Genomic DNA, 16,136 nt, shown 5'->3' with positions numbered 1-16,136 from the left:
GCCGCGTCGACGATATAAAGCACCTTGATGACGATTGAGGTGCTTTATATGTTTTTAAAATTGCTTAGTTTTGAAAGATCATCTGTCGAAGAGTTAGTATCCGCAGAGTTTCCAGAATAACACAAAGAGACGCATCTCAATAAAAATGCAACAAATTTTATTTCATATTATAATAAGGTATCTGATTAATGAAGTTACAACGCCGCGTTTTGCTAAAGTTCATTGCTGTATGGATCATGTATTTTACTGTACAAATGACGAGCGCGCAAAGTTTTTTGCCCCTAAATGAAGATAAATATCGAGCTGATGCCGAGATGCTATTGAAATCGGCTTCAAGCGATAGTGTACAAGCATTGCAGTACTTCTATTTGGCGGATTACTACAGGTTTCGTGATACACTGAAATTTTGGGAGAATATACGACAAGGGGAGCGGAAGGGTAAGGCTTTTAAAAGTCTTCAGGCAATGGGAGCGCTTTACAAAAGCTTCTATTATGGCCAATTTTTAGATAGTCGACGTGCAGAGATTGAAGCCCAGAAATGCGTAGATATTTTGGGTAATGCCAAGGAGCACTTCCAACAGGAGCTTTTGGCCAAAGCTTGGTATAATCTGGGTTTAATTCGATTTCCGAAAAAAGGGTTCGCTGATTTTCTGGATATACTCAATGGTAAGTGTATGCCATATGCCAAAGCGCACGATCCGCTCATGGAAGGCGCTATAAATACAATGATTGGCTTGACTTTTATGTCATCCAATCAGTTGGTGAAGGCGGATGAATACCATCAGCTTGCGATCAAACAGCTCGAACAGCAGCCTAAGAGTACAGCCTTGTTAGTAGCCTATTTGAATGCCGTCAGTACATATTGTTATCAAGTCAAATCAAAAGAGGCTCGGCTATTATTGGATAAAGCTAAACTGCTTTTAGGTGAGAATCCAAACTCCTCCCAACTTCCCAGTTACTTTTACAACGAAGCCCTTTATTTTACAACAAAACAACAAACAGATGAAGCGTTGCGTATGCTAGATGTAGGGTTGGATTGGTCTAAGAAAATGAACAACTGGAAATTCTATCAGATGATGTTGTTTAGAAAGTTTAATGTTTATTTGATGCAGAAAAAATATGCTGAAGCGAAATTACCATTGCAACAGATTATAAAAAATGGTTTGTTGACACGTGACCTCTATAACAGCAAAATTGTCTATAGCCAATTGGCAAGCGTGAATGAATTGATGGGAGATTACAAAGAAGCGCTTAAAATGTCCAATACGGCAAATAAACTCTCGGATAGCATACAGAAGGTACAGCTTTTGGAAAAAATGAATGAAATGGAAGCCAAATATAAGGCTGTAGAAAAAGAAAAATTGATTTTAAATTTACGTGCAGAAAAAGGCAGCAGTCAATTAAAGATCTTCCTTGTTTTAAGTATCGCTATTTTACTTTTTATAATTGTTTTGTTTGTCACCTTTTCCTATCGCAAGCAGCGCAAATTGAATGGACAGATTCAAATTAATCATGAGGTTGCTTTGGAGAAACTGGCCAAGGAAAAACAGTTGCAAATTTCGGAATCGATGCTCAAAGGTGAAGAGCAGGAACGGCAGCGCATTGCGCAAGATTTGCATGATAGCATCGGTGGGATGCTGACAGGATTGAAATTTAAGATCGCTGGTGATCATTCTAAAAAAAATGATTTGACAAACGAACTGCCACAAAAGTTGAACGATATCTTAGGCGAGGTGCGACGAATATCACATAATTTGATGCCCGAGTCGTTGCGGCAATTTGGTTTAATAGCAGCGTTGGAACAATTGTGCCTTTCAATGCGAAATAGTAAAGTTACAATCCAATTTGAAAATTATGAGAAAGAAGTCCTTCTGGATTTCCAAAAAGGACTGGCAATCTATCGTATTGTACAAGAAGCAATCTCGAATGCGCTGAAATATGCCGATCCTGATTTAATTATTGTCCAGGTAAGCAAATCGGAGGAAACTTTACTCGTTTTGATTGAAGATAACGGAAAGGGGTTCGATCCTTCCGTTGCCAATTATGGAATGGGCTTAAATAATATGATAAACCGAATTAAGTGGATCGGTGGATCTATTGATATTCACAGTAAACTTGGCTCTGGTACTCAAATTGAAATAGGATTAAGTGTTTAGTTAAAAAAGAGCGAGTATATGAAAATTATAGCTGTATTGGATGACCATCCTTTATTATTGGAAGGTGTAAGTTCTTTTCTCATTAGTCAAAGGGAGTATAATGTTTATTCATTTATAGAAGAGGTAGCATTGATCGAATTCTTGGATAGGACGAACGTTGACTTGTTGCTTATGGATATGCAACTTTTGAATACAAGCGGATTGGAGGTATGTTTACAAGTAAAGAAACTGTTCCCCAAGATTCCAGTCGTTGCACTGAGTAATCTAGCTGATCGTAATCTTATTTTTCAATTTATGCGAAACGGGGGAAATGGTTATATATTAAAGGATGTTTCCAATGACGAGTTTCTTCGTTGTGTACAACTTGCATTAAATAGAGAGGAAGCACTTTGCGATAGTGCAAAAGAGCTTTATGCTGGGGCGATGTCTACTATGGGCTCTCTTCCACGTTTAACACAAAGGGAAAAGGAGATCTTAATGATGATATCCAATGGACATACCAGCAATCAGATCGCAGAGAAATTATTTTTAAGCCCAGTTACCATAGAAACACACCGACGCAACCTATTGACCAAATTTAAGGTGAAAAATATGGTAGAATTGGTACAACTTGCCCTAAAAAATAAATTGTTAGGGCTTTAAGACAATGCATGCTTTTCTAATGTTCGCCATAGCCTACATCATCCAGCTTGCCTTTAAAAACCCGGAACTGGATGATAAAATAAGCGATGACCAGAACTGCTGCAAAAATAAACCATCCTAAACCTACTGTAAGTCCATATTCATGCGCAGCAGCATTCTTTATAGTAAGTGATGGGTTTATTGCATTGGTTGAGGGAAGTAAGGTTGGAAACATCGAGGCTACTGTCGTCGCAAAACTTCCAAGTATAAACAGCGATGAGAAGAGAAAACCGGTGCCATCTCTTTTGAATGTTCTAATCCAAAACTGTCCAAGTAAGCCAATGGTTGCAATTAATGGAAATATCCAGAGCCAATAATAATTTTGGAAGTTATTTAGGGAGATTGGTTTTACATAATGCCAGACATAAGCAGATAAGAGAACCAATACAAGCAATATGAAGTTCAATTTAAATATGATATTTTTAAGGCGTTGATTTAAAGTACTGGATGTTTTTAAAATGACCCATCCAGCACCATGAATAGTTAGCGTGATGACTGCAACTAGACCTAATATTAATGTAAACCAGTCAATAATACCCTGATGTTCGGCCAAAGGATCAAACGTTGGATTCCAAAGTGCTAGAAAGAAATAATGCGGTTCCTGGGTAGATATCCCATTTTCGACCATACCGAGGTTAACTCCGCGGACCACATTGCCTAAAGCGGCTCCAAAAAAAAGCGCAAGAAGCAGGCTCGCTAAGCCAAAAGCTTTATCCCATAATGCTTCCCAAAGCCTATGATGCACTTGTCCTCTCAGTTCAAGGCTTATTGCCCTAAAGATCAATAACCATAGTACAAGCATTAACGGAAGATAGAAACCACTAAAAGAGGAAGCATAAAGTGTCGGGAAAGCAAAAAACAAAACACCGCCGGCTGCAATAAGCCAAACTTCATTCGCATCCCAAAATGGACCGATTGCATTTGTCACAGCCCTTTTCTCCTGTTCAGTTTTTGCAAAGAATAAGTGTACAATTCCCGCTCCAAAATCATAACCATCAAGGACAACGTATATGCCCAACATGCAGGTTAATACAATAAACCAGAATATTTCCATAACAAATTAGCTTAAAGTAATATGAGGCTCTGGGCCTTTTCTAATAATTTTCAGTACAAGCATAAGGAATAGTAAACCCAAAAGGATATATAGCCCGACAAATCCTAGTAAGGTGAATAACGTATTACCAGAGGACACTGTAGGCGATACGCCGTCAACCATACGCATCAAGTTATAGACTAGCCAAGGCTGTCTTCCCAGTTCGGAAGTATACCAGCCTGCAGTATTGGCGATATAAGGAAAAGGGATCATAAACATAATAATCCACAGTAGCCATTTGGCTTGATATAATTTGTTTCGCCAAAGCAAAAAAGTACCCAATACCATTATTCCGATGAATATTGTACCTAGTCCTACCATAATGTGATAGCTATAATAAAGTCCGGGAACATTAGTTGGATGTAACGAGTCATCAAACTCATTGAGCCCCTTTATTTCAGCATCCCAACGTTGATAGGTAAGGAAACTTAATACATTAGGGACTGCAATTTTATTGTCCAGTTTTTTGTTCTCCATATCAGGTTGGCCGATCAGAACAATTTCGGATCCACCTCTCTCTGTTTTAAAGATACCTTCCATGGCTGCAAATGCGGCAGGTTGATATTTTACCACATTTTTGGCTGCGAGATCGCCCGTAGGGAATGCGAGCATAACTGATGAGACGACGCCAAAGATAACACCACTTTTAACGAATATCTTTCCAAATTTGCTATGTCTATCACTCAGGAGGTAGAAAGCTCCAATGGAGGCAACAAAAAAAGAACTTGTCACCAGTGATGCTGCTTGATTGTGAAGATAAGATGGCCATAACCATGGGTTACTGAATAAAGAACTAAAATTGGTAAGCACAAATTTTCCATTTTCGAGGATTTCATAGCCCACAGGGTGCTGCATCCAAGAATGCGTGGCAATAATCAGGAATCCACTTGCCCAAGAGCCTATAAATACCATCAAACCCGAAAGAAAGTGAAGTTTGTGGCCGAGTAATTTTTCTCCAAAGAGAAACATTCCCAGAAAAGAGGACTCTAGGAAAAATGAGAACATTCCTTCCATTGCTAAGGTTTGCCCAATAATCCCCCCAGTAAGTTCAGAGAATTTTGCCCAATTTGTGCCAAATTGAAATTCCATAGGAATACCTGTTACAACGCCCATAGTAAAATTAAGTGCAAATATTTTCATCCAGAATTTTGAGGCATTGTTGTAATCTTCATTTTGTGTCTGTAGAAATTTCCATTTGAAATAAACGATCATCAATGATAATCCCATGGTCAATTGGGGAAATAGATAGTGGAATGTGATAGTAAAGGCAAATTGAAGCCGATTGTAAAGAATCATGTCCTCCATGGATCCGAAGTTTTGGTTAATGACATTTAAATATAACGTTTTTTTACCGTAACTACTTTTCTATGGGTTTTATTTTTTAATGGAACGCTAGACGATTATTCATCATTGTAATCCATCGCTAGTTTAATAGCAAGGCAGATGATCACCCAACCTGATAAAGTGCCGCCGTTAAGAGTCTTTTTTATCTTATTACTAGAACATAATGGAGTAATTTTTTATTTTAATAAAATCTATAGAATTAGTAGATTATATTAAAATATCTTTTATATTTGTGAAGGCGTCAAAAGGTACTAAGAATAAAAATAGGATCTTCTTACCATAAAATTTAATACAATTATGAAATATATCAACTTTGTAAAAATCGCATTCCTTACTAATAGTACTATTAAATCTTTAATAACTATACCCCCAGGTAAGAAAATGCGAATGTGTAATATAGGATAATTTCCCTTATCTTTTCTCAAACTGACAGCAGGGGAGGCGCTCGCCTCCCTAAATGTCTTCAATATAGAAACGAGTTTTCGATTGGCGTTGGCACTTGTTCGTATTCACCATTAATTCTTTAGCTATGAAAAATTATAGGGTACTAAGGTATTCTACACGGTCTTTATCTTTAGGATTTTCCTGTTATGGATAACATAACTCTGTGCAGATCGAACCGAAGTCCATTATTAATGCCTCTGTATCCGTATATCATGATGATAGCCAAAAAAGTCCTACTCAAAGATGTAACAGTTCCACTTGGCTTATTCAGAAAACCGTGTTTCTGACTCTAAAAAGCATTATCTCTGGTCAATTCCACAAAGAGAAATTAATCTCAATACGAATTTGAAACAGAATCCAAATTGTTAAAAATTGTTATATTGTGGCACGTTCCAATTAACTCATACAAATATGAAGCGATACGCTAGACTCTTTCTCTTAACGACATTATTTTTAATGGTGGCTTTTGCCTACGGCCAACAGAAAAAGCCGAATATCATCTTGATCCTGACCGATGATCTCGGATATAGTGACATTGGTTGTTATGGAAGCCCCAATATCTCAACTCCTTTTTTGGATTCGATAGCCAGTATAGGAGTACGAGCAACAAATTTTATGGTTTCTACGCCTTCCTGCACCCCTTCGAGGGCGTCTTTACTCACAGGAAGATATGCCTCACGTTATAATCTTCCAGCACCAATAGGTCCTGGCTCAAATTTGGGATTGCCTAATGATGAGGAAACGATTGCTGAATTATTAAAAAAAGTAGGATATAGAACTGCGCTGATCGGGAAGTGGCATTTAGGAGACAAACAATCTTATCATCATCCAAATCAGCAAGGTTTTGATTCTTTTTATGGTATGCTTTACAGTCATGATTATCGTGATCCCTATGTTAAGACGGATTCTGTTATTAAGATCTTTAGAAATCGCAAACCAGAAGTTATCACTCCGGAAGATTCGGATCTAAGCACACTCTACCACAAAGAAACAGTGAAATTTATAGAAGAGCAGGACAAAGAGCATCCATTTTTTTTATATTACGCACACAATTTTCCACACCTCCCTTTAGCGTTCGCCAATAAAAAGAACCGATTTGCAGATCAGCAAAATGCAGGTCCGCTCGGTGCAATTATGCAAGAACTGGATCATAATTTTGCCGAGCTTTGGAAGACTGTCGAACGAAAAGGCTTAGCTGATAATACCATTTTGATTTTTTCAAGTGATAATGGGCCGTGGATAGCCTATCCGTCACGAATGTCTGACGATGCCGCTACCAAAAATTGGCACGTGGGTACTGCAGGTGTATTCAAAGGTTCTAAAGCTGAAACGACGGAAGGTGGTGTTCGTGTGCCTTTCATTGTCTATGGAAAAGGATATGCACAAGAGGGCAAAGTCCTTCGACAGGCAATCAGTAATTTGGACGTACTGCCAACATTAGTTAAATGGACGGGAGCTCCATTGCCGAAGAAAGCTATTGATGGACAGGCTATTGATTCCTTGTTGAATGGTAAATCGGAAGATTTAAAAACTCCACATAGACCAATATATTTGGTTAATTATGGTCACGTTGAGGCCGTCAGGTCGGGCGATTGGAAATATCGCAGGCTTGCAGCAGGAGTAAATCAAATCTCAGGTAAACCGTATGATGCTATTGAGGAATTGCATAATATCGCTTGGGACCCAAGTGAGAGAACAAACGTACTAAAGGACTATCCGGAAAAAGCGGCAGAACTCCGATTACTGTTCGAAAGTTTTGATGGCAATATGAAATAGTTCATAAAAAATGATCTTTTATCATAAATAAAGCGGCACTTATCTTTTAAATGCCGCTTTATTTATATATATGCCATAGCGGTTTTTCTAAAGCAATTTAAAATTCTTTTCTTTGACGTCCCGACTATTGGGGCCAATGTAGACTTTGAAGTCTCCAGGTTCGGCAACATAATTCAAGTTGTTGTCAAAGAACTTGAGATCTTCTATTTTGATCTCAAATTTTACTGTTTTTTGCTCTCCTTTTTTCAAGAATATTTTTTGAAAATCTTTTAGTTCTTTTATAGGACGAGTGACAGAACCAACTAAATCTTGGATATAGAGCTGCACTGTTTCCTCCGCATCATAATTCCCAGTATTGCTGATATCGATACTCGCTTGAAGAGACCCTTTTTCATCAAGTGTATTTCGGTCAAGACGAATATCACCATAAGCAAAAGTCGTGTAGCTTAACCCATAACCAAAAGGGTAAAGGGGAGAGTTGCTTATATCGAGGTAGTTGGATTTAAATTTTTCGAAATCACCAGAGTTTCCATAGGGTCTTCCGGTATTTTTATGCGCATAATAAATCGGAATTTGCCCCACATTTCTTGGAAAAGTCGCTGTAATTTTACCTGAAGGAACAACATCACCAAATAGTACGTCGGCAACTGCTTTTCCTGTTTCCGATCCACCAAACCAAACATTTAATATTGCCGGTACATGAGTATCTTCCCAAGTAAGCGTAAGCGGTCTACCGGTAAATAAGACAAGTACGACTGGCTTTCCGGTCGCCAATAATGCTTTTAAAAGGTTTTGTTGATTTTTAGGTATGTCCAATTCTGAGCGGCTTGAGCTTTCCCCGGACATTTCTGAAGATTCACCAAGTGCGGCAACCACAACATCTGATTGTTGAGCAACTTTTACGGCATCTGCAATAATCTCATCTTCTTTTCGAGGGTCTCGTGCAATTGTTCGACCAAACATTGTTGCGTGCTTTTGGTAATTCGGATCTTCCAATAGGTTGCTTCCTAAGTGTGTAAGAATGTTTACTTTGTTGCCTAATACGGCTTTCATTCCTTCTACTAATGATGCTGTTTTTTCCAATTCTGCACTCACGCTCCAGGTACCCGGCATATTAGCTCCTGAATTGGCTAAAGGGCCAATAACAGCAACTGTGCCCGTTTTTTTTAATGGAAGAATCTGATTTTCATTTTTCAATAAAACGAATGATTTAGCGGCAATTTCTCTTGCCTTTGCATGATTGGCAGCTGAACCTATCACGTTTTTCGCTCGCTGCTCATTACAGTAACGATATGGATCTTCGAACAGCCCCAATTTATATTTTGCTTCCAACACAAAACGGCAAGCTCTGTCAATGTCAAGGAGTTTAACTTTGCCTTCATCAAGCGATTTTTTCAGTGTTGTGAGAAAACCTTCACCTACCATATCCATATCAACGCCAGCATGTAAACTTAGCGCAGATACGTGTTGGAGATCCCCAAGTCCGTGAGCCGTTAGTTCATTAACAGCCGTATAATCTGTTACAACTAAGCCCTTAAAACCCCATTGTTTGCGCAGGACATCGGTCATTAACCATCTATTAGCCGATGCAGGTACGCCATTAATATCATTAAAGGAGGTCATTATACTTCCAGCCCCAGCATCTATAGCTGCTTTGTAGGGCGGTAGATATTCATTGTACATGCGATGAACGCTCATATCTGTGCTATTATAGTCCCGCCCGCCTTCTGCTGCACCATATAGTGCAAAATGTTTGACACAGGCCATCATGGTATTGTGAGCTGCTAAGTTATCCCCCTGGAAGCCATGGACAATAGCCTCAGCAACTTTGGAACTCAAGTAAGTGTCTTCACCTGCGCCTTCGGAAATACGCCCCCATCTCGGATCTCTGGAAATATCTACCATCGGCGAAAATGCCCAGTTGATGCCATCTGCCGTCGCTTCTTCTGCTGCTATGCGGGCAGATTGTTGAATTAAACCCATATCCCATGTCGCCGCAAGGCCCAAAGGAATAGGGAAAACAGTGCGATAGCCGTGTATGACATCCATTCCAAAGATAATCGGAATATTGAGCCTAGACTGCTTGATCGCAATTTCTTGGGTCTTGCGAATTTTGGATGGTGTGCTCATACTAAAGATACCTCCAATTTGGCCATTTCGGATTTTAGCTTCTACATCCGTGGAGACCGTTGTTCCAGTTGTCGCTTCGCCGCCGGTAACCAGGTTTAGCTGCCCGATCTTTTCTTCGATAGTCATTTTGGCCATAAGCTGGTTAATGAACTCATCCATTTTTTGATTTGACTGCGCTGGACTCACATGCCAAGCTAAAAATGCAAGAAGGAATGTTCCTACTACTTTTTTCATTGTATTATTTTTTTGTACGTTATGAACTAAATGTTTTAATTGAGCGCATAACACCCGATTTAGTTGGTGCTTGTAATCTTAATGAACTGTTATTCCATTGATTATTTATCAATGTTACTTACAGCTCGATTTCATCGATATTTATTTATAAGCTTGGGTCGACTAAGAGCTTCTTGTTGGCAATTTTATATTTTCGTGGATGGAACCATTTTCAACGTGTGACAGATTAAAAATGATTCCTAATTTAACCACTACTTTAAATAGGGACTCGTAAAACCAAGTTTTTTCAATCCCTGCTGAATCTCTGGTGCTTGCATGAATAAGTCCCAGATTTTTCCTGTTCTATAATTTTCGATCATGACGATAATGGGACCTTGATCGATGGCAAGATAACGTTGAGGGTACCAGTCTGCAGTTTCGCTATAAGCGTCATAATATCCATATTTTCCCCAGACTTTATTACCCAATTGTTTGTTCAAGTATTGGGCAAACTGAATGCTTTCATGAGATGTATAAGGCATGGATGACAAGGCTGCTGTTGGTGAGATTACACCAGGATCGTTGTCCGGGTGGTGTGCATCGTAGCCTTTAATGGAATAACTAGCAGTCCAGCCCCAGCCTTTTTCAGCACCATATCCTTTATAACCTTTTGGGTTTAGGTTGGCATAGGCTAAATTTATCTTAGCATGGTTGTTTGTTACTTCCCAATAATCTGCATACTGATCTTTTAATCCTTTGGGGCTTAGTCCTAAGTAAGAATAATGCTCCCAAAAAAGCGGACCAACTTCACCTTCTTTGGCATTATGTTTAAGTACTAGCGGAATATCATACTTTTTGGCTGTGCTTTTGATCGCTCCAGATCTTGCCCAACCCTCATGATATACTTTTGGTGAGATGGGATGAGAAGGGGAGGAGCTTGCTAAAATATATGTAATAAGACACTCATCATATCCTCTAACGGGGTGGTTTTGCTGAAAATTGAATTTTGGACTCCAATGCCAATAAATGACGTTTTGTCCATTTGTATAGTGATTCCAATCAATTTCTTGCCACAGTTTGTCGGCTTTTTGGGCAACCAATTGAGCTGACTCACCTTTGTCCTTTAGATATTCACGTATAGTAACTAGACCTTGAGCCAAGAAAGCGGTTTCCACAATATCGCCTCCGTTATCTTTTTCACTGAAAGGTTTGGCCGTCCCGAGTTCTCCATCATACCAATGTGCCCATGCACCTTTGAACCGTTCGATCTTGCCCAAATAATCCATAATATGATCCAACTTTTGGATACCCTGTTCTTGACTGATAAATCCACGTTCCATAGCGACAATCATGCTCATAAGCCCGAATCCACTACCACCTATGGTAATTACATTACGGTCATTTTCTGGATAGACACCGTCCATATGAATACGTTCTCGAGCAAGGCCAGAAGTAGGTTCGGCGCCTTCCCAGAAATATTGAAAGGTATGTTGTTGAATATTGGTCAACAGCGAATCTTCGTTGAAATGATGACCACTGATTGAATCAGTTTTTGATGGGCTGTCTGTATGACTATTGGGGGCGTTTTGGCACGAACTGCTGAGAATAAGCGCCAAAGCGATACCGGTAAGGGCAGGGTATGCTATTCGTTTTCTCATGAGGGATATTGTTTAAGTCTTAAAAATGTTCAAACGGCCTAAGGCCGTTTGAACCAAGTTATCGATGGATTGTATTACCAACCTATATTTTGAGGCATTTCTGGAGTTTGGATACGTTGCTTTTCTGGGATAGGGAAAAGCAACATTTTATCCTGGAAAGTCTTTCCATTTGCAGCCATAGCCGTTTTTGCTTGTTTTGTACGCACTAAATCAAACCAGCGGTCATGTTCGAATGCTAACTCAAGTCTTCTTTCTTTCCAGATCAATTGACGCAGCTGGGCTTGGTCAGTTGTCGTTACACTAGGTAATTTTACCCGTGTTCTGACCGTATTCAAAGCATTAAGAGCCTCACTGCTATTACCAGTCTCATTTGCAGCTTCAGCTAGAATAAGGTAGATTTCACCTAAACGAAGATAACGCACGTTTTTATCGCCATCTGCAGCACCTCCATTTGCCGAAGAGTAGGCTTTTTCATTATACATTGGATTTTCTACGCCATTGTCAATTAGTCGACCGTCGTAGAGCGTCTCACCTCTAAAGATAATGGTTGCATCGCGACGAATATTGTCTTTTTCGGCATTGAATGCATCCAGTAAGTTTTGACTTGGGATATTAAAACCCCAGCCTAAATTTACGGCTCCCCCACGAGGAGCCTGTACCTGACTATATTGTTGAATACCGTGTGCGATAGAGGTACCCCTTGCTTGCCATTCAAATAGAGATTCCGGACCATTCTCTCCGGCTAGTCGCCAAATCGTTGCATAATCAGGTTCAAGACTGTAGCCACCAGAAGTGATCACAACTTTTGCTATGTCTGCCGCCTGTTGCCATTTACTTTGATATAAATATACTTTCGATAGTAACCCCTGAGCAGCACCTTTGGTCGCCCTGCCCAAATCCTTTGCAGCATATGCTGATTTGATAGGTAAGTTGTCAATAGCAAACTGTAAGTCAGCTTCAATATAAGCGTAGACCTCCGATGCAGGTTCCCTTTTTATATAATCTCGTTCTTGGATAGGGACGTCACCCCACCCACGCACTAAATAAAAATAATTGAGAGCACGTAAAAAACGAGCTTCAGCAATCAGTCTATTTTTATATGTTTCATCAGTTAATCCGTAATTTTCGGTATATTCTATGGCTCTCGTTGCACGGCCAATTGACTTATACCATCGTGTCCACATTGATTCAAAAGAACCGGTAGTAGAAGTATATGTTAAATTGTCTAGGCTCAGTTTATCGCCACCAGCATCTGTTTCAGAGCTACCTTTGTCGGCATTATCGGACAGCATATCCGTAATACCAATATAAGAGAAGGAATAGTCCCAGTCGGTAAACATACCGTAAATTCCATTGACATATCGCTCTGGTGTGAAGATTTCTTCACTGTCCTCAGCTTCAACCAGTTCCTTCGATGGTACATCTAGGAATTTATTGTCTTTGCAGCTCTGCATTGCAATTCCTGCGGTGAATAAGAGCGCTATATAGAGTTTGTTAATTTTCATTGTTTTCAAAACTAAAGTGATTAAAATTGCATGTTAAGCCCGAAGAGGAAATTACGCGTAGTAGGGTAAGCTGAAAGCTCAATACCAGAGGTAAGATTTGGACTGCCATCACCTGCAAGTTCAGGAGAGAAACCGCTGTAATTTGTAAACATAAAAGGGTTTTGTGCGGTTACATATAATCTTAGCTTAGACTTTGAGCTATAGAGATTATTGAAAGTGTATCCAAGAGTTATGTTATTGATCCGGAAGTAGGCTCCTGATTCAAGAAAATAACTAGAAGCCCAATAAGCTCTTTCTGCACCAGGATGTTCATTTGTTGAACCTGCTCCAGTCCAGCGATTCTCAAAAGTGGAAAGCGCGATATTTTCCCCCGCATTGGAGCGTACACTATTTAAACCATTATATACTTTGTTTCCTGCAACGCCGTAGCCAGAAAGATTGAAATCGATCATTTTATAATTGAGCCCTATATTAATTCCATAGGTAGAGCTAGGGAGAAATGAACCGAAGAATTTTTTATCTCTCGTATCAATTACGCCATCTCCATTTTGGTCTTTGTATTTTAGGTAACCAGGTTTAGCTGTTCCAAATGCCGGTGTATTTGCAACATCTAGGTCATCTTGATATACGCCATTGGCTTCAAACATCCACCAACCATAGATAGGTTGTCCGACGCGTAGTTGTTTAGTGATTTCGCCATTATTTAAACTTCCGCCAGTGGCGCCGTCGAATGTATTGACAACTTCGGTTACTTTGTTTTTATTGTATGCGTAATTCACTCCTACATTATAGCTAAAATCGGAACTTATATTTTTATTCCAGTTTAAAGCAATTTCGACACCTTGGTTCAATATTTTGGCTCCATGAGCATAATAATTTTTCTCGTCTGGTGAAGAATAGATGGGTGTTACATCCAAAATCGTATTTGTGTTTAGCTTATGATAATAGTCAATGGATCCTGAAAGCTGATTGTTCAGAAATGCAAAGTCTAAGCCAGCACCAGTCTCTTTAGTTACTTCCCAAGTCAAATCTACTGCTGGTGTGCCCTTTGCACTTCCATAAACCATATTCTGTTCAGGGCCAAGTACATAGTTGTAGTTTGAGCTTTCAGGGCTCGTCAAGATCGTCGAAACATTTAATGGAATATCTTGGTTTCCTAACTTACCCCAGTTTCCGCGGACTTTTAATAAATTGATCCAACTGGCATCTTTCATGAAGCTTTCATTGGTCACTGTCCAGCCTAAGCCCACAGATGGGAATGTGCCCCAGTATTTTCCAGTATTGCGAAATACACTAGATCCATCTCTTCGTAAGGTTGCTGTTAAATAATACCTACTGTCATAATTGTATTGTAGTCTTCCAAAATAGGATGCTAATGCCCTGGGCGTGTAATAGGTTTGTAGAGACACAATACCATAATCATTTGTTCCTTTGGCTAAATTAATATTCCAATACTGTTCTTGTTCAGGTACGTTATAGCCAGTTTGGCTGTTCATGCTGTTAATGTCGTATTTTTCACGAGACATACCTACGACAGCTTCGACATGATGTTTGTCAAAACTTTTATTAAATGTCAAGAAATTCTCAAATGACCAACGAAATTGTTCGAGATTTTCATATTTTAAACTGTTGTCGACATAATCAATAGCTTTAGGATTTGCTTGCTTTAATGCGATAAATCTAGATTCATCCAGTAAAGTGTTTGCATTTAACCATTGATCCTTCACATTATTGAAAATTCTTTGTTTCGAATAGAATTTATTCCCACCGATACGCGAATTGATTTTTAAATAATCGGTTATTTTAAATTCTCCTTCAAAACTTCCTTGTAAACGAAGGGTGTTTGTCCGTTCATTTTGGCGTAGAACTTCATATACAGGATTACCTATAGAGTTGAGGTTTCCAATGGCTTGTCCTGGAGCTGCTTCAATTCCCGCCACACCTGTTGTCGTATTTACGCGACCAAGACCATAACGGCCATTATCAAACATGAGCGGAGCAAGTGGTGATTGACGGTAAGCTGTGGTGAAGGCACTATAAGGCTTCGGCGTTGCATTGGTTAATGTAAGATTTAAATTTTGGCTGAATTTCAGACGATTATTTAAAAACTTGTAAACGTTGTTATTACGGACGGTATTTCTTACATATTTAGATCCATCTAAAATGCCGTTTTCAGTGTAATTATTTGCAGATACAAAATAATCTATCTTATCTGTTCCACCAGAAATATTTACAGCATTATTAAATACTGATCCCGTATGCAACAATTCGTCATACCAATCCGTATTATATCTTTGATTTTCTGACAATCGATAAGATCCTTTAGTAGAAGTTAAGTATTCGTTGGCAAATATTCTGAATTGATCAGCGTTAGCCATTTTTACGCGGTGGAGAATCTTCTTCATCCCGGCGTAACTTTCATAATTGATATTTGTAGTTCCAGCCTTACCTTTCTTCGTCGTGACGATAATAACACCATTCGCCGCCCGAAGACCGTAAATTGAGGCCGAAGATGCATCTTTCAAAACATCCATGGATTCAATGTCAGATGGATTGATATTATTGATGTCTGTTTGCGCAATGCCATCTACAATGTATAATGGATTCCTTCCTGACAATGCTGTTCCTAAACCCCGAATAATGACATTTGGTGAAGAGCCCGGGGCTTCATTGGCAACAATATTTAGACCTGCAGCTTTACCTTGTATGGATTGCATCGCTGACATTGCCGGTTGCTTCGTAATATCGGATGACTTCAAGGAGCTAATTGATCCTGTCAAGTCAGCCTTTTTTTGCGTACCGTAACCGATGACAACAACTTCTTCCAAGGCTTGATTTTCATTCTCTAAAAATACACTTAGTTGCGTTTGGTTTCCAATGTATACCGTTTGTTTACGATACCCTAAAAAGTTAAAGACTAGAGAATCGGTAGGAGAGGCGTTGATCTGAAATTTCCCCGTTGCGTCGGTTTTTGTAGATACTGTTTTCCCTTTAATACTAATGGTGACCCCAGGCATGGATACCATGCTTGAGCCATCTTTGACTACCCCTTGTATAGAAGTTTGTCCATAGGCTACCGAGACGACCATGGATGTCAAAAATAATGCGGATAGATTCCTCATATCGTAAATTTTTG

The 16,136-nt window shown here is 39.3% G+C and carries 10 protein-coding genes; 4 read left to right on the top strand and 6 right to left on the bottom strand.

All coding sequences use genetic code 11. The features are described 5' to 3' along the window. The first annotated feature begins 188 nt into the window (after positions 1-188). Together B4A24_RS14820 and B4A24_RS14815 are read left to right on the top strand one after the other, a co-directional pair. A complete protein-coding gene (locus B4A24_RS14820) occupies positions 189-2,156 on the top strand; it encodes a sensor histidine kinase (protein ID WP_293945906.1) in 1,968 nt (655 codons plus the stop codon). Positions 2,157-2,174: 18 nt separating this feature from the next. Beyond that, positions 2,175-2,798, top strand: coding sequence for a response regulator transcription factor (locus tag B4A24_RS14815; RefSeq protein WP_293945905.1), 624 nt, complete (start codon positions 2,175-2,177; stop codon positions 2,796-2,798). Between the two features lie 16 nt (positions 2,799-2,814). Here B4A24_RS14815 and cydB read toward each other — a convergent pair whose 3' ends face one another. Together cydB and B4A24_RS14805 are read right to left on the bottom strand one after the other, a co-directional pair. Further along, positions 2,815-3,891: a cytochrome d ubiquinol oxidase subunit II gene (gene cydB, locus B4A24_RS14810; RefSeq protein ID WP_293945904.1), complete on the bottom strand. Its 1,077-nt coding sequence runs from the start codon at positions 3,889-3,891 to the stop codon at positions 2,815-2,817. A 6-nt stretch (positions 3,892-3,897) separates the two neighbouring features. Beyond that, positions 3,898-5,235: a cytochrome ubiquinol oxidase subunit I gene (locus B4A24_RS14805; protein ID WP_293945903.1), complete on the bottom strand. Its 1,338-nt coding sequence runs from the start codon at positions 5,233-5,235 to the stop codon at positions 3,898-3,900. A 741-nt stretch (positions 5,236-5,976) separates the two neighbouring features. Between B4A24_RS14805 and B4A24_RS23905 the strand changes: the two genes are divergently transcribed. Together B4A24_RS23905 and B4A24_RS14800 are read left to right on the top strand one after the other, a co-directional pair. Further along, on the top strand, positions 5,977-6,087 hold the full coding sequence (locus B4A24_RS23905) for a RagB/SusD family nutrient uptake outer membrane protein (RefSeq protein ID WP_409456465.1): 111 nt from the start codon (positions 5,977-5,979) through the stop codon (positions 6,085-6,087). A 42-nt stretch (positions 6,088-6,129) separates the two neighbouring features. Further along, the gene (locus B4A24_RS14800) at positions 6,130-7,494 is read left to right on the top strand and encodes a sulfatase-like hydrolase/transferase (RefSeq protein ID WP_293945902.1); all 1,365 of its coding nucleotides are present in this window, start codon (positions 6,130-6,132) and stop codon (positions 7,492-7,494) included. A gap of 87 nt (positions 7,495-7,581) precedes the next feature. Here B4A24_RS14800 and bglX read toward each other — a convergent pair whose 3' ends face one another. The 4 genes from bglX to B4A24_RS14780 all read right to left on the bottom strand — a co-directional run bounded on the left by bglX (position 7,582) and on the right by B4A24_RS14780 (position 16,122). Next, positions 7,582-9,858 (bottom strand): beta-glucosidase BglX, encoded by a 2,277-nt coding sequence (bglX, locus tag B4A24_RS14795; RefSeq protein ID WP_293945901.1) that lies wholly within the window; start codon positions 9,856-9,858, stop codon positions 7,582-7,584. Between the two features lie 251 nt (positions 9,859-10,109). Further along, entirely contained in the window at positions 10,110-11,495 is a 1,386-nt protein-coding gene (locus tag B4A24_RS14790) for a glucoamylase family protein (protein ID WP_293945900.1), read from the bottom strand. 74 nt (positions 11,496-11,569) lie between these two features. Continuing rightward, positions 11,570-13,000, bottom strand: a complete 1,431-nt coding sequence (locus tag B4A24_RS14785; protein ID WP_293945899.1) for a RagB/SusD family nutrient uptake outer membrane protein — start codon at positions 12,998-13,000, stop codon at positions 11,570-11,572. Positions 13,001-13,020: 20 nt separating this feature from the next. After that, complete coding sequence (locus B4A24_RS14780; protein WP_293945898.1) at positions 13,021-16,122, bottom strand: SusC/RagA family TonB-linked outer membrane protein; 3,102 nt, start codon at positions 16,120-16,122, stop codon at positions 13,021-13,023. Between the last annotated feature and the right edge of the window lie 14 nt (positions 16,123-16,136).

It is taken from the genome of Sphingobacterium sp. UBA7249 (genome assembly GCF_002472835.1).
GTDB lineage: Bacteria > Bacteroidota > Bacteroidia > Sphingobacteriales > Sphingobacteriaceae > Sphingobacterium > Sphingobacterium prati.
The sequence above is the reverse complement of the archived record's forward strand: the minus strand, read 5'-3'. Positions and strand labels throughout refer to the sequence as shown.

What these genes read in the sequence shown, in the direction of transcription:
- B4A24_RS14820 (WP_293945906.1), top strand. Translation starts at nt 189, where the DNA reads ATGAAGTTACAACGCCGCGTTTTGCTAAAGTTCATTGCTGTATGGATC.
- B4A24_RS14815 (WP_293945905.1), top strand. Translation starts at nt 2,175, where the DNA reads ATGAAAATTATAGCTGTATTGGATGACCATCCTTTATTATTGGAAGGT.
- cydB (WP_293945904.1), bottom strand. Translation starts at nt 3,891, where the DNA reads ATGGAAATATTCTGGTTTATTGTATTAACCTGCATGTTGGGCATATAC.
- B4A24_RS14805 (WP_293945903.1), bottom strand. Translation starts at nt 5,235, where the DNA reads ATGGAGGACATGATTCTTTACAATCGGCTTCAATTTGCCTTTACTATC.
- B4A24_RS14800 (WP_293945902.1), top strand. Translation starts at nt 6,130, where the DNA reads ATGAAGCGATACGCTAGACTCTTTCTCTTAACGACATTATTTTTAATG.
- bglX (WP_293945901.1), bottom strand. Translation starts at nt 9,858, where the DNA reads ATGAAAAAAGTAGTAGGAACATTCCTTCTTGCATTTTTAGCTTGGCAT.
- B4A24_RS14790 (WP_293945900.1), bottom strand. Translation starts at nt 11,495, where the DNA reads ATGAGAAAACGAATAGCATACCCTGCCCTTACCGGTATCGCTTTGGCG.
- B4A24_RS14785 (WP_293945899.1), bottom strand. Translation starts at nt 13,000, where the DNA reads ATGAAAATTAACAAACTCTATATAGCGCTCTTATTCACCGCAGGAATT.
- B4A24_RS14780 (WP_293945898.1), bottom strand. Translation starts at nt 16,122, where the DNA reads ATGAGGAATCTATCCGCATTATTTTTGACATCCATGGTCGTCTCGGTA.